This window comes from Capnocytophaga sp. oral taxon 335 str. F0486 (genome assembly GCF_000277665.1).
GTDB classification, from domain to species: domain Bacteria; phylum Bacteroidota; class Bacteroidia; order Flavobacteriales; family Flavobacteriaceae; genus Capnocytophaga; species Capnocytophaga ochracea.
The window spans coordinates 192,941-216,715 of sequence record NZ_AKFR01000031.1; the positions used below are offsets into that span (position 1 = coordinate 192,941).

22 protein-coding genes and 1 tRNA gene are annotated in these 23,775 nt (G+C 32.6%); 5 read left to right on the top strand and 18 right to left on the bottom strand.

The features are described 5' to 3' along the window. Window positions 1-52 precede the first annotated feature (52 nt). From HMPREF1320_RS06960 to HMPREF1320_RS07025, 14 genes are all read right to left on the bottom strand, one after another. Window positions 53-1,144 (bottom strand): hypothetical protein, encoded by a 1,092-nt coding sequence (locus HMPREF1320_RS06960; protein ID WP_232207536.1) that lies wholly within the window; start codon window positions 1,142-1,144, stop codon window positions 53-55. A 12-nt stretch (window positions 1,145-1,156) separates the two neighbouring features. Then, window positions 1,157-2,455, bottom strand: a complete 1,299-nt coding sequence (locus HMPREF1320_RS06965) for a hypothetical protein (RefSeq protein ID WP_009418090.1) — start codon at window positions 2,453-2,455, stop codon at window positions 1,157-1,159. Next, window positions 2,452-3,450: a hypothetical protein gene (locus tag HMPREF1320_RS06970; protein ID WP_009417904.1), complete on the bottom strand. Its 999-nt coding sequence runs from the start codon at window positions 3,448-3,450 to the stop codon at window positions 2,452-2,454. Before HMPREF1320_RS06970 ends, HMPREF1320_RS06965 begins: the two co-directional genes overlap by 4 nt. Then, on the bottom strand, window positions 3,443-4,699 hold the full coding sequence (locus HMPREF1320_RS06975) for a methyltransferase (RefSeq protein ID WP_009417949.1): 1,257 nt from the start codon (window positions 4,697-4,699) through the stop codon (window positions 3,443-3,445). Before HMPREF1320_RS06975 ends, HMPREF1320_RS06970 begins: the two co-directional genes overlap by 8 nt. Before the next feature lie 153 nt (window positions 4,700-4,852). Then, on the bottom strand, window positions 4,853-5,917 hold the full coding sequence (locus tag HMPREF1320_RS06980; RefSeq protein WP_083835375.1) for a DUF4236 domain-containing protein: 1,065 nt from the start codon (window positions 5,915-5,917) through the stop codon (window positions 4,853-4,855). A gap of 1 nt (window position 5,918) precedes the next feature. Beyond that, on the bottom strand, window positions 5,919-6,674 hold the full coding sequence (locus tag HMPREF1320_RS06985) for a hypothetical protein (protein WP_009418070.1): 756 nt from the start codon (window positions 6,672-6,674) through the stop codon (window positions 5,919-5,921). 14 nt (window positions 6,675-6,688) lie between these two features. Further along, window positions 6,689-7,672, bottom strand: a complete 984-nt coding sequence (locus HMPREF1320_RS06990; RefSeq protein WP_009418020.1) for a hypothetical protein — start codon at window positions 7,670-7,672, stop codon at window positions 6,689-6,691. Window positions 7,673-7,692: 20 nt separating this feature from the next. Next, window positions 7,693-8,835, bottom strand: a complete 1,143-nt coding sequence (locus tag HMPREF1320_RS06995; protein WP_232207537.1) for an IPT/TIG domain-containing protein — start codon at window positions 8,833-8,835, stop codon at window positions 7,693-7,695. A gap of 403 nt (window positions 8,836-9,238) precedes the next feature. Then, a complete protein-coding gene (locus HMPREF1320_RS07000; protein WP_009418078.1) occupies window positions 9,239-10,558 on the bottom strand; it encodes a phage terminase large subunit in 1,320 nt (439 codons plus the stop codon). Window positions 10,559-10,569: 11 nt separating this feature from the next. Then, complete coding sequence (locus tag HMPREF1320_RS07005; protein ID WP_232207538.1) at window positions 10,570-10,857, bottom strand: hypothetical protein; 288 nt, start codon at window positions 10,855-10,857, stop codon at window positions 10,570-10,572. A gap of 73 nt (window positions 10,858-10,930) precedes the next feature. Continuing rightward, on the bottom strand, window positions 10,931-11,890 hold the full coding sequence (locus HMPREF1320_RS07010) for a hypothetical protein (RefSeq protein ID WP_009417932.1): 960 nt from the start codon (window positions 11,888-11,890) through the stop codon (window positions 10,931-10,933). Between the two features lie 38 nt (window positions 11,891-11,928). After that, complete coding sequence (locus HMPREF1320_RS07015) at window positions 11,929-12,210, bottom strand: helix-turn-helix domain-containing protein (RefSeq protein ID WP_034554330.1); 282 nt, start codon at window positions 12,208-12,210, stop codon at window positions 11,929-11,931. A gap of 144 nt (window positions 12,211-12,354) precedes the next feature. Further along, on the bottom strand, window positions 12,355-13,071 hold the full coding sequence (locus HMPREF1320_RS07020) for a hypothetical protein (protein WP_009417921.1): 717 nt from the start codon (window positions 13,069-13,071) through the stop codon (window positions 12,355-12,357). Window positions 13,072-13,100: 29 nt separating this feature from the next. Beyond that, entirely contained in the window at window positions 13,101-14,450 is a 1,350-nt protein-coding gene (locus HMPREF1320_RS07025; RefSeq protein ID WP_009417996.1) for a site-specific integrase, read from the bottom strand. Between the two features lie 296 nt (window positions 14,451-14,746). Between HMPREF1320_RS07025 and HMPREF1320_RS07030 the strand changes: the two genes are divergently transcribed. From HMPREF1320_RS07030 to queA, 5 genes are all read left to right on the top strand, one after another. Continuing rightward, window positions 14,747-14,995 carry a hypothetical protein gene (locus tag HMPREF1320_RS07030; protein ID WP_009410662.1) on the top strand — a complete coding sequence of 83 codons (249 nt, stop codon included), beginning with the start codon at window positions 14,747-14,749 and terminating at the stop codon, window positions 14,993-14,995. Beyond that, the gene (locus HMPREF1320_RS07035; protein WP_009418113.1) at window positions 14,973-15,275 is read left to right on the top strand and encodes a type II toxin-antitoxin system RelE/ParE family toxin; all 303 of its coding nucleotides are present in this window, start codon (window positions 14,973-14,975) and stop codon (window positions 15,273-15,275) included. Before HMPREF1320_RS07030 ends, HMPREF1320_RS07035 begins: the two co-directional genes overlap by 23 nt. A 203-nt stretch (window positions 15,276-15,478) precedes the next feature. Then, complete coding sequence (locus tag HMPREF1320_RS07040; protein ID WP_009418075.1) at window positions 15,479-17,179, top strand: bifunctional alpha/beta hydrolase/class I SAM-dependent methyltransferase; 1,701 nt, start codon at window positions 15,479-15,481, stop codon at window positions 17,177-17,179. Window positions 17,180-17,285: 106 nt separating this feature from the next. Beyond that, window positions 17,286-17,358: transfer RNA gene (locus tag HMPREF1320_RS07045), tRNA-Pro, on the top strand. Between the two features lie 205 nt (window positions 17,359-17,563). After that, window positions 17,564-18,613 (top strand): tRNA preQ1(34) S-adenosylmethionine ribosyltransferase-isomerase QueA, encoded by a 1,050-nt coding sequence (gene queA, locus HMPREF1320_RS07050; protein ID WP_009410665.1) that lies wholly within the window; start codon window positions 17,564-17,566, stop codon window positions 18,611-18,613. A 162-nt stretch (window positions 18,614-18,775) separates the two neighbouring features. On the opposite strand, the gene HMPREF1320_RS07055 is transcribed toward queA, so the two are convergent. The 4 genes from HMPREF1320_RS07055 to HMPREF1320_RS07070 all read right to left on the bottom strand — a co-directional run bounded on the left by HMPREF1320_RS07055 (window position 18,776) and on the right by HMPREF1320_RS07070 (window position 23,773). Continuing rightward, window positions 18,776-19,939 (bottom strand): sigma-54-dependent transcriptional regulator, encoded by a 1,164-nt coding sequence (locus HMPREF1320_RS07055; RefSeq protein ID WP_009418040.1) that lies wholly within the window; start codon window positions 19,937-19,939, stop codon window positions 18,776-18,778. A gap of 127 nt (window positions 19,940-20,066) precedes the next feature. Beyond that, window positions 20,067-20,618 (bottom strand): thioredoxin family protein, encoded by a 552-nt coding sequence (locus HMPREF1320_RS07060; protein ID WP_002673044.1) that lies wholly within the window; start codon window positions 20,616-20,618, stop codon window positions 20,067-20,069. Window positions 20,619-20,648: 30 nt separating this feature from the next. Beyond that, entirely contained in the window at window positions 20,649-21,650 is a 1,002-nt protein-coding gene (lpxK, locus tag HMPREF1320_RS07065; RefSeq protein ID WP_009417989.1) for a tetraacyldisaccharide 4'-kinase, read from the bottom strand. Between the two features lie 2 nt (window positions 21,651-21,652). Continuing rightward, window positions 21,653-23,773: a DUF4357 domain-containing protein gene (locus HMPREF1320_RS07070; RefSeq protein WP_009418066.1), complete on the bottom strand. Its 2,121-nt coding sequence runs from the start codon at window positions 23,771-23,773 to the stop codon at window positions 21,653-21,655. Between the last annotated feature and the right edge of the window lie 2 nt (window positions 23,774-23,775).

Genomic DNA, 23,775 nt, shown 5'->3' on the forward strand with positions numbered 1-23,775 from the left:
GCTAATAAAATGCAAAAGGCTATCCAAAACGATAGCCTCTTTTTTTATTTGTTTAATTGAATGTGTCTGGGTGGATAAAAACTAAATCTCCTGTTTGTGAGATTTTTGAATAATCTTCTTCACTTAAATAATCTCCATTTTCCTTTATTTCCACTGATATATTTCGTGAAATATCTTCTCCTTTGTCATTTTTATTTTCAATAGGGCTGTATGGATAATCTTCTATTTCATTCCCTTTACCATAACGAAAATTAGTTAGCCCACCTTTTACCTTTATATTATACAGATATTCCAAGTTTTTAGATAAGACACTTAGATAAAGATTGTTTCCTAAAGTGTCTGCTTCTAAACCAAAACACAATAATTTCCCTTTATATGTTTTAGGACACGGCTTCACTTTACCTATATACAATTTTTGGTTTTTCTCTTTTATGCGTTCTAAAATAAATTTTGTAGTAAAATCTTTTATAATTTCTTCTTCCTTTTTATCACTAACTAAATTGATTGTAGTTCCTTCTATGTTCATTTCTTTTAAAGAATAAACTTTAGGTTTAGTTAGGTTATGCTTTTGAAAGATTTCACCACTTTCATCTTGAATAGAGCGATAAAATTGTCCATCATTTGTTAGTAAAACCAAGTAATCTTCTTCCTTAAATTCATCATTAAATATGCTTGACATCAATAGAAGACTATCTTCTTTTGACATTCGTGTAGATAGTACCAAATCCTGATGGGGTTCCCACAACCTATTAGGAAAAGTAAGAGTGTGGTAATCTACATCTAGTAAATTGTCTATCTGTTTTAATTCTTCCTCTATCTTTTCCTTAATTTCAGAAGAGACCTCTAAGTAACGAATTTCTGGGTTATCAAATTCATTTTTATATTTTAATGCCGAACTAAAGTTAGGTATTGCACCATTTTTAGTAGTTTTATAAACTAAGCAACGAAGATAGTGCTCTACTTTTCTAATGCCAACAAATTCATATATAGCAAAGCGAGAACAAACAATATCAACAAAGGGGCTTTTAGAAAGCTCCTCAATAAATAAAGAAAGATTAGGATACGTTCTATCAATCCAATAGGCTAATATTTGAGTATCTAATGCTATTTTTATTCTAAAATTGTCATCTATAGGAGGATTCATTTCCATAACTATTTAGAGTTCAAAAGTTTTTTTTACAAAATTCTCATCTATTATTGATATTGATGTTTCTTCTACAGCCCTCTCTAATATATAGTAGCTTTTTCTCAAAACTAATCTTTGCAATCCTTCAGATTTATCGTTAATCAAATCTATTGCCCCTTCAGTAAAAGGGAAAAAAGTTCCTTTTTTATCATTTTCCTCCTCACGTGCAAGGTTTAAGTAGTTTATAATAATTTGTTTAGCTTGCTCTTTAGTTAATCTTTTGATATGAATTTCTCTATCTTTTAGTCTATCCACTAAAGGAGGAGAAATAGCTGTTAATTGTCTGAGAGCTCCAGTGGTCATTGCTATTAGCAAACACCAACGCCTTTCTTTATCTATTAAAGTTCTCAGGCTATGAGAATAATTGTCTATTTCTTTTTTTGTTAAACGACCTGAAGTTATATCCTCAAATTCATCTACCAAAATGTAGAATCTTTCAAAACCTTGAGCTTGAATTATGGTAATAATAGCATTGAGAAGTTTTACAACTTTATTATCTAAATTAGCTCCTCCAGAAGTTATTACATCCCACGTTTTACTAATACCAACATCTTCCGAAATTAAATCATAAAAATAGTTAGTTATAACCTCATCCTCTCCAAAGCTTCGCAAAAGAATCTTTATGATAATACCTCTCAATAACAAATTAAACTCCTTTCTTTCTTCTTTAGTAAATAATTTTTCTAAGAAAGAATCTAAAAGAGCTTTATGACTTACTTCATTATCTGGAGAAAATAGTCCTTTTTTTATTTCTGAAGCTGAAAAAACAGTCTTGTTCCTACTTACAGAAACGAAATTTTCCAACATTTCCCTATATTCATTTTTATCAGATTTTATCTCTGTTAATATAAAATCCCATAAATACTTTTTGAATTGTTCTTGTCCTATTTGTTCAATAATAGAACCTATCAATTTTGATAATTTATTCTCAGGGTTGTTTATGTATATCACATAAGCTTTTCTTGGTAAAAATTGGATTAAGTACTTAGCGTATAACAACAGCTGTGTCTTCCCTGTACCATAATCACCTGTTATAGTACATACTAATTTATGGTCTTCCTCATTGCTCGAATACAAAGAATCATAAACATAATTATCTATTTCCTTTTCGACTTCAACATCAATAGGAGTCAAAACTTTTGTCAATTCACTTGATTCATTTGTATTAGCAGTCCCTGATTTAGGAAAAGGATTAAAGCTTAAAAGAAATTTATTATATCTTTTATCTTTTTCCTCCATTAAACGTTTTACTCTATCTTCTAAATTCATTGTCGTAATATTAAAGTTGAAATATAACTATCATTCATTTTTGGAAATAGATAGGTAGCCATATCTATTGCCTTTTGTGTATTTTTACCTTTTATTAGGAAAATTTCAGAAGTCCTTTCATAGGTCAATTCATCTTTTTCTCTTATCATTGAAATAACAAATTCCTTGATGTCGGGGATAGCGTATCTATATATTCTTGCTATTCTAAAAATCACTTCAGGCATCCAAATATATTTTGTATTAAATTCTTTCTGAAGAAATTTTATCAAATCAAATTCTTTAAAAGGTTTAATAAAGTACGCTACTGATAAACTCTTGTTAGAAATATCTGCAAACACATCATTTTCCAATGCAGATAAATTAAACTTCTCTAAAATTTTTAAGGTTGTTCCCCATTTCAAGAAAACATCCCAAAATCGCATTAACACATCATTTTCAATAATAAACTTCTTTTCATATTTATCATATAAAAATGTATCGGTAAACCTATTTCTTTCGCTATAATAAAACAAAAGATTGGAATTATGAATATAATCTTCTTCAGTTAAAGAGCTAAATATTTTATGAAATGAAGGGTCTGGACTTATGAACCAAGAAGAAAGCTCTTTAAATCTGAAATATTTAAAAAAAATGTTTCTTAGCACCTTTACATTTTCCTCAGTCAATTCTTCATTTAATTGACCATTAGTAAAAAAAGAAGTATATGAATTATAATCTGAATCTAATATATCAAATTTAACTAAAGCATTGAGATACTCTAATATTTTTCTTTCTCCCCATACCTCATTTTTATGCATCAGTTCATTCCTTTTTTCTGTTATATTTTTTACCGTTTTTTCTTTAACCAGACGGCTTATCAAATAAATGTCTTTTAAATCCTTTAAAGAATAGATATTCACATAAGACCATTTAGAAAATTGTTTTCCTGCTTCCTCATCAGACAAGATAGGAAGTTGTACAGTAGGGTATTGTAATATGTTGCTATTTCTATTCAAGTATTAAGATGTTTTCTGATAGTTTCAAACTATGCCTATTTTTTAGAGAAGTCCATTTTGTACCTCTTTCTCTGATTTTTACAATATTATATTTATTGAAGCCACTATTTAGAGCAATTTCTCCTAATAATTTAGTTGTATCAATAAATATGCCATAAGGAGCAGAGTCTCCCAATACAAGATATGCTTTACTTCTTTGTTTTAAAACTCGTCTCATTTCTAACAAGACGTTATACATATCTTCAAAATATAGTAAAGCTAAAATATCAAAACTCTTTTTACCTTTTTTATTTTTACTAATCTCTTTTATTTTAAGAATATCAGGCATTAGATTATCAATAACATTTTTATTCTCTATATAAAACTGATTCTTTTTCCATTCTTCAAGTTGAAAGTCAGCCTCTTTATAGTGGGTTGTTGCTCCTGTTACTAAGTTTTTTCTGACTTTTTCTGTTATATCATTCCAATTATCGGTTATCCCGTAAAAATGAGAACAGACTTTTGAGACTTCTCCATAATCTAAGTTATTTAAATAAGGAGGAGATGTTATACATATTGAGCAGCTATTGCTATCTATATTATAATTTGTTTTCCGAGAATCGTGATGAAAAATATTAGTAGTTTTAGGTATATTCTGATAACTATCTAAATCATCTAACATTTTTCTAACTGTTTTTTCAAACATTTGTAATCCAGACAATTCATTTTTCAAAAATTTACTTCTGGATATATAAGGTACGGCTATTGGATGTACACTTACTTTATGTAGTGTTTGAGTCAATGCTAATTTTAAAAATAACTTTGTTTTCTCATCCAAGCTTTGTATATAATCTCGTATAAAATATAATTCAAAAAGATTTTCTTTAGTGTATAAGGACTCTAATAATTTATGATATATTTTTGTGTGATTCCCTTTATTGAAAATATTTTGTTTTATATCAGCTAATACTGATTCTATTAAATTCTTATTAATATCCCAATTTAGTTTAGCTTGTATCACATCAAACAAAAGTTCTTGTCCTTCATTACCATAGGCTGAAATCCCTTTTTTCTGAGCAGAAACAAGAGTAGTTCCACACCCTGCAAAACTCTCATATATACTATCTCCTTTAGATAAATTTTCTTCCTCTATTATTTTATCTACTAATTTATATGAAAAACCTGCTGTAAATCTATACCAATTATGAATAGGACTTTGTTTGTTATCTTTTGAAGTACCTATATCTTTATGTAATTCTGTGATACTCATTATTGACTTAGCTCTTCGAATCTATAAGAATTTAATGCAAAGATAGTACAAAAAAAAATAATAATTCTTATAAAAGGAAAAAATATTTGTTATTAGACATTTAAACATCTCTTATTCAACAAAAAAGCAAGCCTTTCAGCTTGCCTTTTGTTTTTAAGTATCTAACTCCTGTAACCGTTGTGCTACATCCTCATACTCTATGCTATGTGTATAGACTTTTTGATAGAGTTGTTTTGCCTGCTCCTTCTCTCCTTTTTCTTCATAGAGATTGCCTAATAGAAACATAATGTCTATCAAATCATCATCTGGATTAGAAGTGCGCAAAGGTGCTTTTTTAAGGGTTTCTATAGCTAAATCTATTTGATTCTTACCTATAAAACTATTTGCTATTCCTTGCAATGCTTTTAGGAATAAATCACTGTTTTTAGGTATCTTCTGAAAGTACGAAATTGCCTTATCATAGTTCTCACAAAGGTAGTAACAGTTCCCTGTCAATAGTACTTGTCTTTCATCATATTTGCGAGAAAGCAAATCTTCGTATAGCTCAATAATTTTAGGACAATCACTCTTATCATCCTTCAGAATAAGCGTTTCTACATAAAGGAGCTTTAGCCTTTCAGAACTTGGATTTAAGCTCAAAGCCTTACCAAAGCAATCGCTTGACTCTGCATACCGCCCTAAATAATACAAACAAACTCCTTTCAAATCTACTATATCAGATTCATAGGGACTTAAAGGTACTTTATAGAGAGCGGTATCTAATGTAGCAACAGCTTTTTCAAAATCTCCCTTATAAAAATTAGAAATAGCCGTTTCAAGATGAGCTTTCACAACCTTCTTAGGAGAACGAGACCTTCTGACTAAAAAGAAAATCATTATCACTCCTATTACAAAAGGAATCAAACAAATAGCTATAAACCAAAGGAGAAAGGTCAAACAACCATCGCTATTACCATACTTGTTTTCATCAATAGAAAAGCCTAATAAGTTTATTCCTTGTTGATAGGAGTTTGACGGTTGCGGTGTGTTTCTGCCTCTTAATAGGTTAGAGTGATAAGTAAGCCCTGTATTAGGAATATTGACAGTGTTATATAGCTGTCCATTGCTACTTAGTCCCAATCTGAAACCACCAGCTCCAACACTCATCCCAACTCCTGATGTACTAAAATTGAGTCTGAAAGCTCCGAATGATTGACTTCTACGAAAACGAACCCCCATATTATTTTACATTAGGATTGAACTCTTTTATTTTAACATACTTCCCTATGTTAGGAGTATCTTTTGAAGCATTTGGAAAGATGTACAACGTGTTATAGTGTATATCTACATTATCCTCTCCTGAAAATAATACTATATGATGTGGAACTAATAAGCCATTTTCTGATGTATTTAAACTCCTTCCTAATGTATTTGTTACATAATGACTCTTGTAATAAAGGTCTAATGCTTTTTTATTGTCAAAAAAATCAATAGTAATTTTTCCTCCTTTTTCTGAAACAATCTTATTTATAACTCTTTCTATTTCAGTTACAAAACTATCATTTTTCAGATTGACTTTGTCTATCAAAACGAAGTAAGAAGGAGCTTTGTCATAACGAATAACAGTAGTCAAGTCCTCTTGAATTTCATATTTTATTAAAGGTTCTTCTTTTTGAGCAGTTGCTGGTTCTTGCTCTGTTGTATTTTCTTCTGTCTTGATGACAATTTTAGGTTTGTTTTCTTCTTTTGAAGAAGAAGTTTCAGGAGATTTAGGGACAGTAGCTCCTGCTATTGTAAATAGTACAATATAAGAAACATACCTAACTATTTTGTTTTGCCAAAAACTCACTTTTTCCTTGAGTTTATCAGAAACTTTGGGTAAAAGAACAACCCCAAGAATTACAAAAGCAATTCCTGTTATAATGCTTTTTTGAGTAATAACACCTAAACCTGTTATTATGAATAATATTCCTAAAATATATTTTGCTACTTTCATATTTGTATTTTAAACTATTCTATAATTTGAATGATTGAACAATCAAGTGGGTCAATTTTGGCTTTTATACTTTCTGTTACAATACCTCCCAAAGCATTCCTACCTCTATAGACCATATTGATAATTGCATAACCATCATTAGTCATTACGTATGTTGTATTTACGTGTTCAAAACTTTTAGGGTCATTCATTAGCCCTTTTACATATTTTACCAAATCTCTATGGTAACCGTCCCAAGCACTAAAGCAATTATCTTTAAATTTTTCTATCCTCTCTTCTCGCTCCTTTCTTTGTTTCTCTAATTGTTTTTCTTGCTCTTCTTTCTGTTTAGCCAATCGTTTTTCCTCTGCTAAACGTTCTTTTTCTTGTGCTAGTATCTTTTTATAAGTCTCCATAGCCTGATAGTCTATAAGAGTACTTACTGCAGGGATTTCGTTGTTAGGGTAGGTAACTTCCCCTTTTTTTGAATAGGTGATAATAGTTCTTTTTGAAGTGATAGTATTGTTGGAATCAAAGTCAAACTCTATCACTAAGTTTTTAATAGCTCCATTTTCATTATCTTCTTTTAGGTAGTTGGCAGCCTTACTAAAATCAAACTTAGGGTCAAAAACGATTGTATTCTTTCCCTTTTTATTGAGAAATTCTTTAGGGTTTGCCATTGCAGAACTGCTTCCTAAATCATTACCTACGGTTTCCAATTTCTTTAGCTCATTAAGAGCCTTATCGTTAATTTCTTTTTGAATGTAGTTGGTGATTGTTGTATCTCTTGCAGGAGGTAAATTGATTACTCCTATAATTAATAGAACAATAAGAGATACATATCTTACTATTCTATTCTTCCAAAAGCTGAATTTCTCTTTTAACTTATCAGAGATAGGAGGTAAAATTAATGCTCCAATAATCAACAACATAATGCCAAATAAAATTCTTTTATCTATAAAGGCATATACACTTAAAAGTAATGTAATTACTGCTAAAATATATTTTGCTACTTTCATAAAATCAATTGTTTTTAAGATTAATAATTTGCTATTATAAGGTTCTCATAGTTTTTAGTAGGAGTTCTTGTTATTTGCTTGGTTTTCAAGTTGAGTTTGAATAGACTTTTTTCTGTGCCTGATTGTAGTCCAATAATCTCGTTCGTGCTTTTAGAGTATTGTATATAGCTTAAATAGTCCTGTCCTGTTTCTACGATAGTTTCTAATTCTTTACCTGTTGATAGGTCTAACCTTACAATTTTACGATTACGCAAATCATAAGCATACAACTCATCATTAGCTATTACAAGTCTTTCATATCCATTAAAGGGTGCTTTTACAATCTGTTTTGTTGTCAAATTAAGTCTGAAAAAAGAGTAGTCATTCTTAAACATTTTTTCGTTATATTTTGATTGTTCTCCTATAATCTCATTGGTACTTTTAGAGAAGCGAATATGACTTAAATAATCATTCCCTACCTCAGCAATAGTTTCTATCTCTTTACCTGTTTGAAGGTCTAATTTTACGATTTTATGGTTGCGCAAATCATAAGCATACGGTTCATTATTAGCTATTATGAGCTTCTCATAATGGTTACAAGGTAGTTTTATAATCTCTTTTGTAGTTACATTAAGTTTGAATAAATAATGTCCTGAATTTCCTGATTGTATGCCTATAATTTCATTAGTACTCTTTAAGTAGTAAATGCCTCTTCCCAAGTATTCCTTACCTATTTCAGCAATGGTTTCTAATTCTTTACCTGTTTGAAGGTCTAATTTTACAATTTTACTATAGGCTACATAAGCATACAAAACACTTGGTTTAGGAAGAATAGCTAGGCGACCTATACTCTTAGAAGTTTCATTGGAAGATAGGATAACTTCTCCTGATGTAGCTTCTTCAGGAATTTCTACTTTTAAATGATTGGAGGTTACTTCTTTGATAGTTCCTTTTACTCCATTAAAAGTAATTGTGTAGGTTTGTGAAGGAATAAAATTCTCTCCTTCAATGGTAATAATATCTCCTACAATAACCTCTTGTGCAGAGAAGTTTTTAACTGTAGGAAAATTAGTTTGTTGAGGTGTAGGTTGTTCTTTTGCTGGAGCTGGTGCAGGTTCATCTTTAGAACAGCTCACAATGACTCCCATACAAAACAAAGTCAAGAAGATTTTTAATGCTTTCATAAGCTAAAAAAGATAGTTTTTGAATGCTTTTCAGCCCCTAAAAGCGGTTAGTAATATAAAATAAAAAAAGCGTGGGACTGTATAACTTAATCTTATTTGTTCTCAGGTATCGCCAAACACCCGTACCCTAATAAGTACAGCCCACGCCGAAGCGTGAGCGTTTTTACTTATTATTTTGTAGGGTACTATAAAATTGGCGATTTTAAGAAGCACAAAATAAAAGCTAAACGCTAATATGTCTTTATGTTAAAAAATAATTTTTCTGTTCTATATACTTTTCTTTTAAAATGATGGGACAAAAGTAGTATTATTTTGTGATATTACAAAATTTTTAACAGCTGTATTTTTTTAATCCTTCGCTTATCCTTCGCTGAAGGTTCGCTCATCTAATAATTAAAGAAAACTAAAGACCCCCACTAATAGCCATATACCATTTAATTCCTCCTCTATAAGTCTTTACCCAATTTGCATATACTAAACTATCTGCATAGTCAGGGCTTCTACCTAAGAGCTTTTTAATAGCTTCTTTGCTGATAACCTTCACTTTCTTATCTGAATAGATTTCATACTGAATAGACTGTAATTCTAACTTTAGAGTTTCATCAGTGAGGTTACCTATTTGTCCGTTCATCATATCTCTTCGCAATTCATAGTACATTTGTGAACGCAAATTAAAAGGTAAAAAGGCTTCTTCATATTGGCTTTCTTCAGGCTTTGAACCGCCTTGTAATTCAATCACATCATAGCCTGCTGACTTTAAATTATCAACTACGCCAGCACCCACTCCCACGCTATCTATTCCTACATAATTAGGGTCTATACTGTAGTCGTGAATAAGCTGTATGGTTCGTGTTACTATCTCTGTTATAGAAGTCTGTTCATAGCTCTCTATTAGCTCAATATTACCGTTTTTAAGGATTGTAAAGACGGTTTTATCATCTCCATACCTTGCCACATCAATCCCCATAGAAGTAACTTCTAAACCATTTTCTATTCGTTCAGCACTACTTATGATTACTTCACTTGAAATAAGCTGATTAATCATATCTAAAGCACTCCAATCAGCATAAAGATACTTTCTTAAAAAATTAGGATTATCTTTAAAGGCTTCCTTTAAAGTGATAACATACTCACTGTTTTCATCATAGTTATCTGTAGTTAAACTTTGGATATATACCTCATCAGGATTGGTAGACTGAATGAAGGTAGAAATAAGCCAACAAGGTTCAGGATTGCTGGTCAATCGCCCTTCATAACGAGGTTTCTGCTTGTTTGGTAATACCCAGCGCAAACGAGTTTTGAGCATATTATACACCTCAACAGATACTTCATTAGCTTCATCAATGCCAAACCAACCTATCTCTAAACCTTTTATCTTTTGAAGCATTGGGTCTTTGGCTATATTGGCATCAAGAAACAACAGCTTTGAATCATTGATGAAGGTTACTTCTAAACTCGTTTGATTAAAGCTCTTAATAATTTCCTTTGGACAGATAGAAAAGAAAGTAACCAATGTAGTCCTACGGAGAACAGAGAGTTCCTTTCTCACAAGTACTAATCGGTTACCTTTAAATTTCATTGCATTTTTGATAGCCTCTGCACAAAGGAAATAGCTTTTTCCACCACCTAAAGCCCCTCCAAAGAGCATATACTTTGCTCTGCATTTATGAGCAATTAGTTGCTTAGGTTTAGGCTGATAATAAAGTGAAAAGTCTATTCTCATAACGATTAATTTTAATCAGGTATATTACAAATGAACTCTATATTACCTGAATGTTCTACTTCTATTTTAAATAGCCCTTGTAGGGTAGTTAATTCTTTATTTACTGACAAGGCGGTTTTGTAGTCCTTCTTCTCTATGCTCAATCTGTATAGCTCTTCATATCTTCTAACTGCCTTTGCATAATCATAAGCTACTTGCTTCTTTACTGATTGCTCTATGAGAGTTCTTGCCTTGCTGATGTAGGTATCTATTTGTCTATCTGATACTTTCCAAACATTTGAAGTATTTTGAAGTATCAAATCTCTATTATACCCTAAAATCAACATATTAACAACCTCATTAATTCTCTGATTTACAATATGTTTACTTGACTTATTCATTCTTAACCTCCTTCTTTCTCAGTTCTTCTATAGTATGCTTGCAATTACTTTCAACCTTGCTATTAATCTCTTTTACTAAAGGATGAATTTCAGTATTTTTAGGATTTTTAAAAGCATCTGTAATGATTTTCTTACACCTGCTTTTATCCATAGGATTCTTAAATTTTCCTTCTCTGCTCCATTCCTCAATTTTTGTATAAGCATCTCCTTCTGTCTGGAAATGAAGTTCTATGCCTTTATTCATCAGAAGACTTTTGAATACTGTTGGTGTTATATATTTAGCATTTACCTCAGCCGAAATAATATGTTGCTTTTTGATTTTTTGATAGTTTTTGAAAAATGTATCTACTAAAAGCAAATATACTGAAGGTTGATACAAATGCTCTACTTTTATCTCCTTTATTTTAAACACATTCGATAAGTTTTTTAGAACTCTAAGCTCTATTCTTAATATCTCCTGATTAATTACAAAGTTTCTTTTCTCTTTAATTTCTTTAGTTTTATTATAGATGGCGATAACTTTATTCTTAGTTTCAAAACGTACACCATCATCTTGCTCAAATCTTTTAAAATGAGGTAAATCTGTAAAAAGAGTATTACTATATTGACTTACAGGATTGTTAGTTTCTATATTCAAAGCTAAATCTACTCTGTATAATCTTGCTGAATGAAGATTGATAGCCAATGAATTACCTAACTTTTCAATAGCTTTACACAAATCATCATACTGAAGTATAGAAGTATACCCCTTATAGTAATTGGAGATACTTCCTGAGAGATACATACCATAATCCCTATGATATTTTATATAAAAGTTCTTATAGTAACCTTCTCCCCAAAACTTAAACTTACCATTTCTTATAATAGTAAGCACTAAGTTTTGGGAATTAAAGTTAACTATCGATTCAGCATTAGCAAAAATCCCAATAGTATCTATAGTAAAACCTAACATAACAAATATTGTATAAAAGTTAGACTTATTATATAGGACTATTTTTGTTTAAGTTCGATAAAAGCTCTCTCTACTTCATCTCGCTTGTAATACACTCGCCCTTGAATACCATAGGAAATTAGTACTCCTTTATTTGTCCAATTGTTCAGAGTTGTTAGATTAATATCTAACATTTTTGCTACCTGTTTTCGTGTAAGGTACTCTGTTGGGGTTTTAGGTTGAAACTCCTCTCTTATCTGATTGACAACCTGTTGTACTCCTTCCATTAATAGGCTCTTTAGTTCATTAGGTGTAAACTGTGTAATTTGAATTGCATTCATAAAATATCTTTTTAAATTTTATGGTGCAAAGGAAGATTAGGTATTTTTTAGGTAATACCTAAAAAGTGCAAATCAGGTTAAAGAAATAAAAAAAGGCTTTAAGCTTTTTACTTAAAACCTTTATTTACAGAAGTTTAACAAGAGTTATTTACCTTCTTTTATTTTAATGTCTAATTGTCTCAATATTTGCATAGCTTTATTTATATGCTTTTCTATTGGAGCATTTTTGCTCTCAGTATTGGGACTTAACATAGGGTTTATATAGGACTGTAATGTTGTTGTAGGAACTCCCAAAATACTACTTAGCAATGAAGCTATTTTATTGATACTTAATTGATGTTCCTTTATCAAATAATCAAATATCCCCAATTTTTGTAATATAACTAAGTTTGTTTTTACTTCTAATTTATCTTCTGAAAAATCGAGGATAACTCCTTGTATTTCTTCTTGATTATTTTTCTGCCTCTTTTCTTTTATTTTTGAAATAATCATTTTTTGAAATTGGTAAACACTAAAAAATTCAAAAGGGAAGAAAAGTTGTTCTAAATCAAGTATTGGAATTGCTTTAGCTTTAGGGTCTATTTTGGAGATAGAGCTCATATCTAAGAGAGGTGGTTCTTTTTCAAGTTTTTCATATTCTTTTATTTTATCATCTATTTCCTTTTTTGAAATTTCCCCATTCATTTTGTCTTTCTCTATACCTATATAAATTTCTACTTCATTATACAGAGCCTCTAATAGTTCCAAATCATAACCCTCTGTATACTCTTTTAATATTTTGAGCATATCAGGTTCTCCTAAATTACTTTCTCTAATCAAATCACATATTTCGTATGCAGTTAAGTCTTTTATATATTCCATAAGTCAGATTCTATTTAAATGTTATTTTTTCAATAATTTGCAAGCATAGGTTTATTCACTTGCTCTAATTCCTGTAGTTTATTCGCTATTTGTGTTAGATAATCCTTCTCTGTTTTACCTATGTAAGCAAGAAATGTACTTTCTTTTGTATGTCCTGTCATTTTCATAATGAAGACGGTTTCTAATTTGCCATACAAATTTGTAGCAAATGACCGTCTACATGTATGAGTGCCTACTAATTGCCATTTTTCAAACACCCCTTTAACTGTACGTTTTACACCCTTACAAGGATACTCTCCTTTATTATTAGGTTCTATAATATTACCTTTAGCATCTATCATACAAACTTTTGAATGTTCAATTGGCTCTGTAATTCCTGCTAATTTACAAACCTCTTTTATGTATTTGTCTAACTTCTGTACAGATATTTTATAAGGTAGTCCATTAGTTCTTATTTCATTTATCTCCTCTAAAATTCCTGTTATAGGAATCTCTACTATTTTACCTGTTTTTTTTTGCTTTATTTGTACATACTCTAAACCTTCAATATGAGTAAAATTATCCTCTGTAATATTTAATAAGTCGCCTCCTCTTTGTCCTGTCAAACATCCTAATAGTAACCATTTGCGAGCATTGTCTAAGCTTTTATTTTCAATCACGCAAGTACGAATCTTTTGTAAATCAAAAAGATTAAGATATATAGGCGTTTCCTTATCAGGTGTTCCTTTACCTATCTTTGCCAACTGAGGATGAGTTTCTATTCCCAATGTTTGTGCCTCATTACATACTGCTTTGAGGTTATCTATAATTTTAAGAGCATAACTATCTTTATATCCCCTTTCTTTCATTAGCCAACTAAGAAAGTCTTTTTCAAAAGGAGAGTCTATATCTTTTGCTTTGTAGTGTTTTCTCTTTTTTTTCTCATAGGCTTTAAAAATATTTTTCAAAGTATGATATGCTTTCACACGACTAACAGAAAGCCCTAATTTGCCCTTACCATTTTTTCTTGTAGGAGCACTTTCTATGATATAATCAATCAGGTCTTGTATTAAATCACTTTGCCTTGTTTCTGTATCTGTTATTCGTTTAAAATGCAAATCTATTTTTGTCTGTAACCAATCAGAATTAATAACCTCTCCTTTTTCATCTACAGAGTTTAGGCTGTTCTCAATAAACACTCTTAATTTGTTTAATTGAACGCTGAGGTTTTTGTTGTCAGGAGTCGTTTGTTTAGGTTCTTTCTTTTTACTACTCCATTGATTGGGATTAATGTTTAATCCTGTTTTTTTCACGAAGTCTTTTCCCCTTCCTGTACTCAAACGTACATAAATAGAAGTAGGATTACTATCACCTTTTATTAAGAATGTAACTGTTGGCATAATCGTATTTTTAAAACAACACTGCAAAAGTATGAATAAAAAATATTCTTTCCCAACATTTTCCCAACATTTTTTATATTATATACCATCTTATACCCTCTCATTACACTTTCAAAGAGCTCCAATTTTTAATTTAAAAAATTGATTTACAAATAATTGTATTTGATTTTAAGAGAGATACATTTTTAAGAGAAGCAATAGTTTACAGTCCCGCTCCGAGTACAATCTTCAATCACTACTTACGAAGAGAGGTAGTGATTTTTTGCTTTTATGTAACCCTTAAAAATATTTTGACTATGGAAACAGCTGTAACCTTTGCTACCTCTGATGTAGATAAATTAAATTCAATAAAAGATTTTATAAAGTCTTTAAATGTCTCTATCATTCAAGAAGAGGATATTCCTCAGCCTATTGAAATGACGCCAAGATTAATGAAATACTTGGAAGAGTTGGAAGCTGATAACACTCCTTTTGACCAATGTGAAGATTCGTATGTAATGGTTAATAGACTTGCATCTAAATATGGGCTTACTTTACAGAATTAGTAATACACCACGAGCTGAGTCTGAGCTTGAGAGTGCAATCAACTATTACCAAGAAGTTGCTAATGATAGAGTAGCTGAGAACTTTATCAATGAGTTTGTAAAAATCTTGGATTTTATAAAGCACTTCCCTTTTCAGCGAATATACAAAGATAATTTAAGAGGTGTTTCTATGAAGAAATACCCTTACATTGTATTCTATGTAGTAGATGATATAGAAAAAGAAATTATCATTAAAGGGGTGTTTAATACATACCAAGATGTTAGCAAATACCCTGAATAAGAAATAAGAAAGACTATCTAATTTTTGTTTAGGTAGTCTTAGTTATGAGTGCAATCTTCAATCACTACTTACGAAGAGAGGTAGTGATTTTTTTGTTATTACATACTTCTTAAATATTAATTTAATGAAGTAATTATCCTTCACTTTTATTGTTTTTATCATTAAAAAGCGTACCTTTGCCTGCACAATAAAATAACAAGATGATGAATACAGGTTTTTTCAAAGGCTATCAAGGGGCAGAGTTATACTTCTACGAATGGAATTACAAGCCTCAACAAAAAACACTTATTGTAATACATCGCGGTCACGAGTACGGTGAGCGTTTACAGGAATTTGCTACGCACCCGCTGTTTGCGTCCTATAATATTTTTGCTTTTGATATGAGAGGACACGGGCATACTAAAGCTTCAGTATCGCCTGATTTTATGGATTCAGTACGAGATTTAGATGCTTTTGCTAAGTTTTTGCAACAAGAATACGACGTGCAAGAAGAGGATATTTTTGTAGTAGCCAACAGCATAGGAGGGGTGATTGTATCGGCTTGGGTACACGATTTTGCTCCACGTATTGCTGGAATGGCACTTTTAGCACCTGCTTTTAAAATCAATTTAATAGTTCCCTTAGCCAAGCAAGCTATAGAATTAGCACTAAAAGTGAAACCTAATCTTGTTGTAAAGAGCTATGTTAAGTCTAAAATGCTCACTCGTGACCCTAAACAGCAACGCGCCTATGATACCGATAGGTTTATCACGCGGTCTATCAACGGCAAACTGCTTATAGATTTAGCTAATGCAGGTAAGCGATTGGTCGAAGATGCTGCTGCTATTACTATTCCCACACTACTGCTTTCAGCTGAAAAAGACTTTGTGGTCATTAACAAGCAGCAGAAGCAATTCTATGTAAACTTATCTTCTGAAATAAAAGAATTTGTTACCTTAGAAGGGTTCCACCACGGCATTTTGTTTGAGCAAGGCAGAGAAGAGGTATATAAATTACTTGAACAGTTTATCAGTAGAGCTTTTGAAACACCTCTTGTATCACCTTCTTTGAAACCCGATACTTTTACTCAAAAAGAGTACGAAATAATGCAATACGAGCTCATACCCAATAGAGAAAAGTACTATTACCGATTTCAGAAATGGGCACTGAGTAAGTTAGGACACCTCAGTGGCGGAATGGCGATAGGACTGGAATATGGATTTGATTCAGGAGCTTCAATGGATTACGTTTACAAGAATATTCCTCAAGGGAAATGGGGTATAGGTAAACTGATGGACAAAAGTTATCTCAATGCCATTGGGTGGCGAGGAGTACGTATACGCAAAGCACACTTATTGGAGCAAGTAGATAAAGCGATACAAGCTTTGCAAGCCGAAGGGAAGAAAATAAAGATACTTGATATTGCTGGAGGAGTAGGTAATTATTTGTTTGACATCAAAGAAAAGCACCCAGAGGTAGAAATTGTCATCAATGAGTTTTTACCAGCTAATATAGAAAAAGGGGAGCAAACCGTCAGAGAAAGAGGCTTTCAAGATATACGATTCACTAACTACAATTGTTTTAAAGCCGATAACTACACAAGGTTAGACTATAATCCTAATATCACTATCATATCTGGTATTTTTGAACTTTTTGGTGATAATAAATTAGCTAATGAGGCGGTAAAGGGAGTTGTGTCAATTTCAGAAAACGGTTTTTTGATTTATACAGGACAGCCGTGGCACCCACAACTCAAAACGATAGCCTTTGTACTAAAAAGTCATCAAGAGAAAGATTGGGTGATGCGTCGCCGTAGTCAGCGAGAGTTAGACGGGATATTTTCTCTTAATGGAGTGCAAAAGCAGGATATGCTGATAGATGATTTTGGAATCTTTACAGTTTCATTAGGGAAGATAGAAAAATAGGACTTTTCAGTATATCAAATAAATAGCCCTTGTTGTAAAATATTTTAATCTATTTATTTGGTAGTTTCTGTAAAAGGTAGTAGTTTTGCGCTCTGAAATTAAAAATCGGGATGTGGCGCAGTTGGTAGCGTACACGTATGGGGTGCGTGTGGTCGCTGGTTCGAGTCCAGTCATCCCGACTTTTTCTTTTTATACAATAGCTATTTGAAATGAATAAGGTATATCTTCCTTTGTTATTATATCTCTATTTTACCCTTCTTTAGCGTCTATTTCTTGAATGTATATCTACGGATATTTATGGTGGAGAACAATATGGATTGTTTTAAATTCAGCATAAAAGTTACGATACCATTTATAAACTGATGATTATTATATAGAAAATATATGAAACTTTCAAACTTTAATTTTGAACTTCCTAAAGAGCTATTAGCTGAGTATCCCAGTGAGAACCGCGACGAAGCACGCTTAATGGTAATACATCGTAAAACAGGAGAAATCGAACACCGACTATTTAAAGATGTAATCGACTATTTTGATGATGGAGATGTGTTTGTACTGAATAATACTAAAGTATTTCCTGCTCGCTTGTATGGGAATAAAGAAAAAACAAAGGCAAAGATAGAAGTATTTTTGCTGCGTGAACTCAGTGCTGAACAACGTTTGTGGGACGTACTTGTAGACCCTGCTCGCAAGATACGGATAGGTAATAAACTCTATTTTGGCAAAAATGCTGAATTGGTAGCCGAGGTAATAGACAATACTACCTCTCGTGGTCGCACCCTTCGTTTTCTATACGATGGTACTTATGAAGAGTTTCGCCAACATCTTACAGAATTAGGGCAAACACCTCTGCCTAAATACATCTCTCGTCCGGTAGAACCTGAAGATGAAGAACGCTACCAAACTATCTATGCTAAATACGAAGGCGCCGTTGCTGCACCTACTGCGGGTTTGCACTTTTCTAAGCACTTGATGAAGCGTTTGGAAATAAAAGGTATTACCTTCGCTGAGGTAACTTTACACGTGGGGTTAGGAACTTTCAATCCTGTAGAGGTAGAAGACCTTTCTAAGCACAAAATGGATAGTGAAGAGATACATATTCCTGAAAGTCAAACAAAAATCATTAATGCAGCTAAGGTGAATAAAAAACGTGTATGTGCGGTAGGAACTACCGTAATGCGCGTGTTGGAAAGCTCAGTTTCATCTGATGGTTTCCTAAATCCATTTGACGGTTGGACAAATAAGTTTATTTTTCCTCCATATGATTTTAGTATAGCCAATGCAATGATTACCAACTTTCACACTCCTAAATCTACCTTGTTAATGATGGTCTCGGCTTTTGCGGGGCACGACCTCATTATGCGTGCTTATAAAGAAGCCGTAGAGCAGAAATATAAATTCTATTCTTACGGTGATGCGATGCTTATTCTATAAGAAGAGTTATATATAAAGAAAATGACGGTAGAGAGAACTCCTTACCGTCATTTTTCATTTCTGAATAGTTATAGAGAGGAATTTTACTTTGTTCATAGTTAATCAGTAAGATTTTGTAACGCTTACTTATTTTCCTAATTTAAAGTGCCAGTGTGGCTCGCACTATTTTCCCGCAAACGCTTTTACATCATCTTCTGAGATTTCTTTGCCTCCTAAGATAATGAGTCGCTCTACTACATTACGCAGTTCGCGAATATTACCCGTCCAATCTTGTTTTTGAAGAAGCTCTATTGCTTTTTTGCTAAATTTCTTCGGACTAATACCTTGTTCCTCGGCTATTTTTGCTGAAAAATAATCAATAAGTAGTGGGATATCGTCTCTGCGTTCGTTAAGTGACGGTACTCTGATGAGAATTACTGCTAAACGGTGGTACAAATCCTCACGGAAACGACCTTCGGCTATTTCTTTTTTTAAATCTTTATTGGTCGCCGCTATTACACGTACATCTACATTGATGTCCTTATCACTTCCCACGCGGGTAATCTTGTTCTCCTGCAAGGCACGCAACACTTTGGCTTGGGCAGAGAGACTCATATCGCCTATTTCATCCAAGAAAATAGTACCATTGTTAGCGGCTTCAAACTTACCTGCACGGTCTTTTACCGCCGAAGTAAACGCCCCTTTGATATGTCCGAAGAGTTCACTTTCTATCAGTTCAGAAGGAATAGCGGCACAGTTTACCTCTACCATCGGAGCTTCACTGCGCTCGCTTTGGTAATGAATAGCGTGAGCTACCAACTCTTTACCTGTACCATTAGAGCCCGTGATGAGCACACGCGCTTCCGTAGGTGCTACTTTTTCTATCATCTGACGGATTTGTTGCAAAGGTACACTTTCTCCTATCATCTCATAGCTCTTGCTCACCTTCTTTTTGAGGTGTTTATTCTCTACCACTAATTTCTTCTTGTCGAGAGCATTGCGCACGGTGTTGAGCAAGCGGTTTAAATCAGGTGGTTTTGAGATATAGTCATAAGCCCCTAAGCGCATTGCGTTTACTGCTGTCTCGAGGTCGCCGTGACCTGATATCATCACAAAGGGGATTTCGGGTTTGAGTTTCTTGACCTCAGCGAGTACTTCCATACCGTCCATCTTAGGCATTTTGATGTCGCATAGCACTAAGTCGTAGTCCTCTTTTTTGAGTTTCTCAACGCCTTCTACACCATCAGCTGCTTCTTCTACTTCGTACTCTTTGCTTTCTTCTACCAATATTTTGGTAAGCACACGGCGAATTGCCGATTCGTCTTCTATGATGAGTATTTTTGCCATAAATTCAATCTTTCCATTTGCCAATTTGGATAATCTGCTAATTACTCCGCAAAGGTAGTAAAAAAATAAAAAACTCTTGACATTCTGCCAAGAGTTTTTGACGTGTGTTTATGAAAAAGTGTATTTATTAGTTTTTAAATGTAGGTTTGAACTTCGATTGATATACTTGAAACTCTTGTTGAGTAGTGATTTTTTTGTAATCATTGTTGTTAAACATTTTCAAGTAGAGCTCTAATTGAGTAGGCGACATATACCCGGTGATACCTGTTATCAAATCGTTATTTTCGTCTAAGAACACCATCGTTGGGTAAGCCTGTACTTGCATATAGCCGGTAAGTGGGTGTGTGGCGTTACGGCGTTCAGCCAATGCGGGGTCATAGCCTTTGTTCTCAAACTTTTGTCCTTTGTAGTTCGCTACTTCGTTACCTTCACCATTGAACTTTACAGCGTAGTAATTATCGTTCACATACTTTACTAAGTCTTTGTTCTTAAAAGTGTTGTTCGCTAACATTTTGCAAGGTCCACACCAATTAGTGTATACGTCAATAAATATTTTTTTAGGTTTTTTCTTCTGAGCAGCAATAGCTTGGTCAAAAGTCATCCATTTAATTTCCTGAGCTTCAAGAGTAGCAGTAGCTACCAAAACAAAAGCTACAATAGCGATGAGTTTTCTTGTCATACTGAATAAAAGTTTGTAATTATTTCGTGTTTATAGATTTTCAAAAACCGTGCCAAATGTATGTTCATCAGTGGGGGTGAGGAATTGCATTGCGATAGGCAGGTAGTACAAGTCTTGCAAATGAGGTTGCAGGCGCACGTAGTCTTTCTCAGTGGTGAGGATTCGCTTGCCTTGCAATTGCTGTATTTCTCTCTCGGTAAAATGATGATGGTCCGCAAAAGCTAAATGCTGAAAATCTGCTCCTTGTTCTTTTAAATACGCTAATAGAGGTTGCGGATTGGCAATACCTGTTACCAAAGTAAAAGGTTTTTTGATAAAGTTTGACAAAGAAATCGTTTCATCTTCTTTGAACACTTGTTCATCATAAGCTATAGTAGCAAAAACAATAGGGCAATGTGCTTTTTTTTGCAACTGCTTTTCTATAAGGGAGCGTTCACTTTGAGATAAGGTAGTAGGACATTTGGTTACTACTACTATATCCGCTTGTTGCACTCGACTTACTACATCGCGCAAACGCCCCATTGGCAGTAACCAATCGTTAGTAAATAGGTATCCATAAGCTGTAAGTATTATATTGATTTTTGCTTTTACGGGACGATGTTGGAAAGCATCGTCTAAAATGATTACTTCAGGAGGTTTTGGCAGGGCAAGCATCTGCTCTATTCCTTCCACCCTGCTGCCACATACAGCCAATATAATATCATCTTTAAACTTCTTCCAGAACTGAAAAGGCTCATCGCCTAAATCGTATACCGTACTATTTCCTTCAGCTAGTACAAAACCTTTAGACTTGCGTTTATATCCTCTGCTTAGTACCCCTACGCGCTGGGTTGTTTTTAGCTGCCTAATTAGGTATTCCACCATTGGGCTCTTCCCTGTTCCCCCCACAGCGACATTCCCCACACAAATTGTAGGCACTGCAAAGGTATGTACTTTAAAAACACCAATATTGTAGCACCAATGGCGCAGACGGACGATAAGACCATAGATCACTGCAAAAGGAAGAAGAACTATTTTAAATATTAGTTTCATTATCAATCCTTTTTAGTATTTCGTACAACATCTAAGATTTTATTATTCTCTTTAATTACCCATTCTTTCCAACCATTAGCAGTTCTACCTAATGTAAAACAAGCAGCACCTGATACAGACTTACATTTTTTATCCTCCTTAAGAATGTAATTATTTTCTGTTTTTTCTGCAATTTTCTTTAACTCTTTAAGCCTTTGTTTTTCTTGCTTCTTATAGCTATCAACGGCTTCCAAAGCTAATTTACTTCCCTTCTTTAATATAATTTCGCCAGATTGAGTATTATACCAAGCTAATGCATCTACATTCTGTGTTTTTAAAACCACCTCTATAGTATTTTGAGGTAACACATTTGCTTGTAGAACAGACTTAGGAGTATTAGATTCTGTATTTTTATTTTTCTCATTAGCGCTTGTATTACCTTTTAAAGTTTTTGCATACTGTTCTATCTCTCTGATTAAATCAAATAACTTTCTGAAATTCTTAAAATCTTCTTTTACAAAGTTATTAGAGTTTTCTGCTAAAATATTTTTTGCCTCTTGTAATACATCCTTACAATATTTATCAATTGACTTGTCTTTAGTTTTTCCTGAAGTATTCTGTACAGCTTGTTGGTATGCTTCTTCCCATTTTGTATAATTATACATTGTTTCGATTGTGCAATCACAAGTAATTCCTTCAGGTTTGGGCAATTCTACAGAAAAATAAGTGTTGTGTGCCTTATTGTTTTCTTTAAGCTTCTTATAGCTTTTCTGAGTGATCTCTTCAAAACTTTTATATGATTTATGTCCTGCTTCATCATTATCATAAACCCCTATATAGAGCTTATCCGTTTCAAAATCACTTTCGTACAATCCTGACAAGAAAGGTTGTATCTTAGTTTCACTATTTAAACAGAAGATATCAAAATTCAAATTTGGATACTCTTCTTTCAGTGCTTTATAGGCATTGTTGATATGTATTTTATCTAATTTACCTTCTACTAATAGTATAATAGGACTTTTGGACGAAATAAATGTATTTTGCTGAAGTTTGTTCCAAAATTCTCCAGAGATACTTTCTAAAACTTTTTGCTTTTCAACAGAGATAAGTTTTCCTCTATCAAGCATATAGATAGATTCATTGTCTAAGCAATCGGTTAAGGTAGGCGAATGTGTGGTAATGATTATTTGTCTGTATTGTTGATATTCTTCTAATACATTTCTAATTTGTATTTTGTTACTAAGGTGTATATGAGCATCAGGTTCATCAAGGATAAACAGACTGTCCTCTTGTGCAGCAAATTCTAAAGCTGCTTTGATGAGTATCATTTTCTTTTCTCCCTCACTAAAATCTTCTATTTCTAAGTTTTCATTGTTGTATTTTATAACAATGTCTTGAAGCATTTTCTGGTCAGCGGGCGTAAAAGCAATATAGAAGAATTTGTAAACATCTATAAGAGTATATTCTTCTTGTTCAATAATCGTTCTCAACTCTTCTAAGGTGTACTCTTGTTTTTTATCTATTTTACTGATAAATTGCTTAACAATACTATCTTTATAATTTTTATAGTTCGCTTTATTAAAAGAAAACTTAATAGAGTTAGTATTTTCTACTCCTAAGATTTCACTACAAAAAGTATCCTCTGAGTTATTGAACTGATTTAACAACAAACACAACAGAGAGATATGCCAATAAAACTTATTGATATACAACATTTTTGGCATATTATTATAGGTTTCAACTCCTATTTTTGCAATGTATTCTTGATAGGTAGGCAAATAATATTTCTTCCATAGTCTATCTTCTTCACCACTATAGATAGCTACAATTTGTTTAGGAAGATAGTTATAAGGGTCAGATTTTGATTGGCTATTTATTTCTGTGGTAACAGAAGAGCCCTTTTTGGTAATTTTGACTATATCCTCACTACTTCCTATTGTATAGGTTAATGAAAAATTAAAAGGGATATCCTTTTCTTTCTTGTCGTACAAATGCTTAAAAATAGCACTTATAGCTTCTAACAAATTACTTTTCCCACTGCCATTATTTCCTATAAAAGCCATTACCCCAGACGTGTTGTTTTCTAATGAAATATCAAGGTTTTTAAAGGCTTTATTGGCTATTTTAATTTCTTTGATTCTCATAA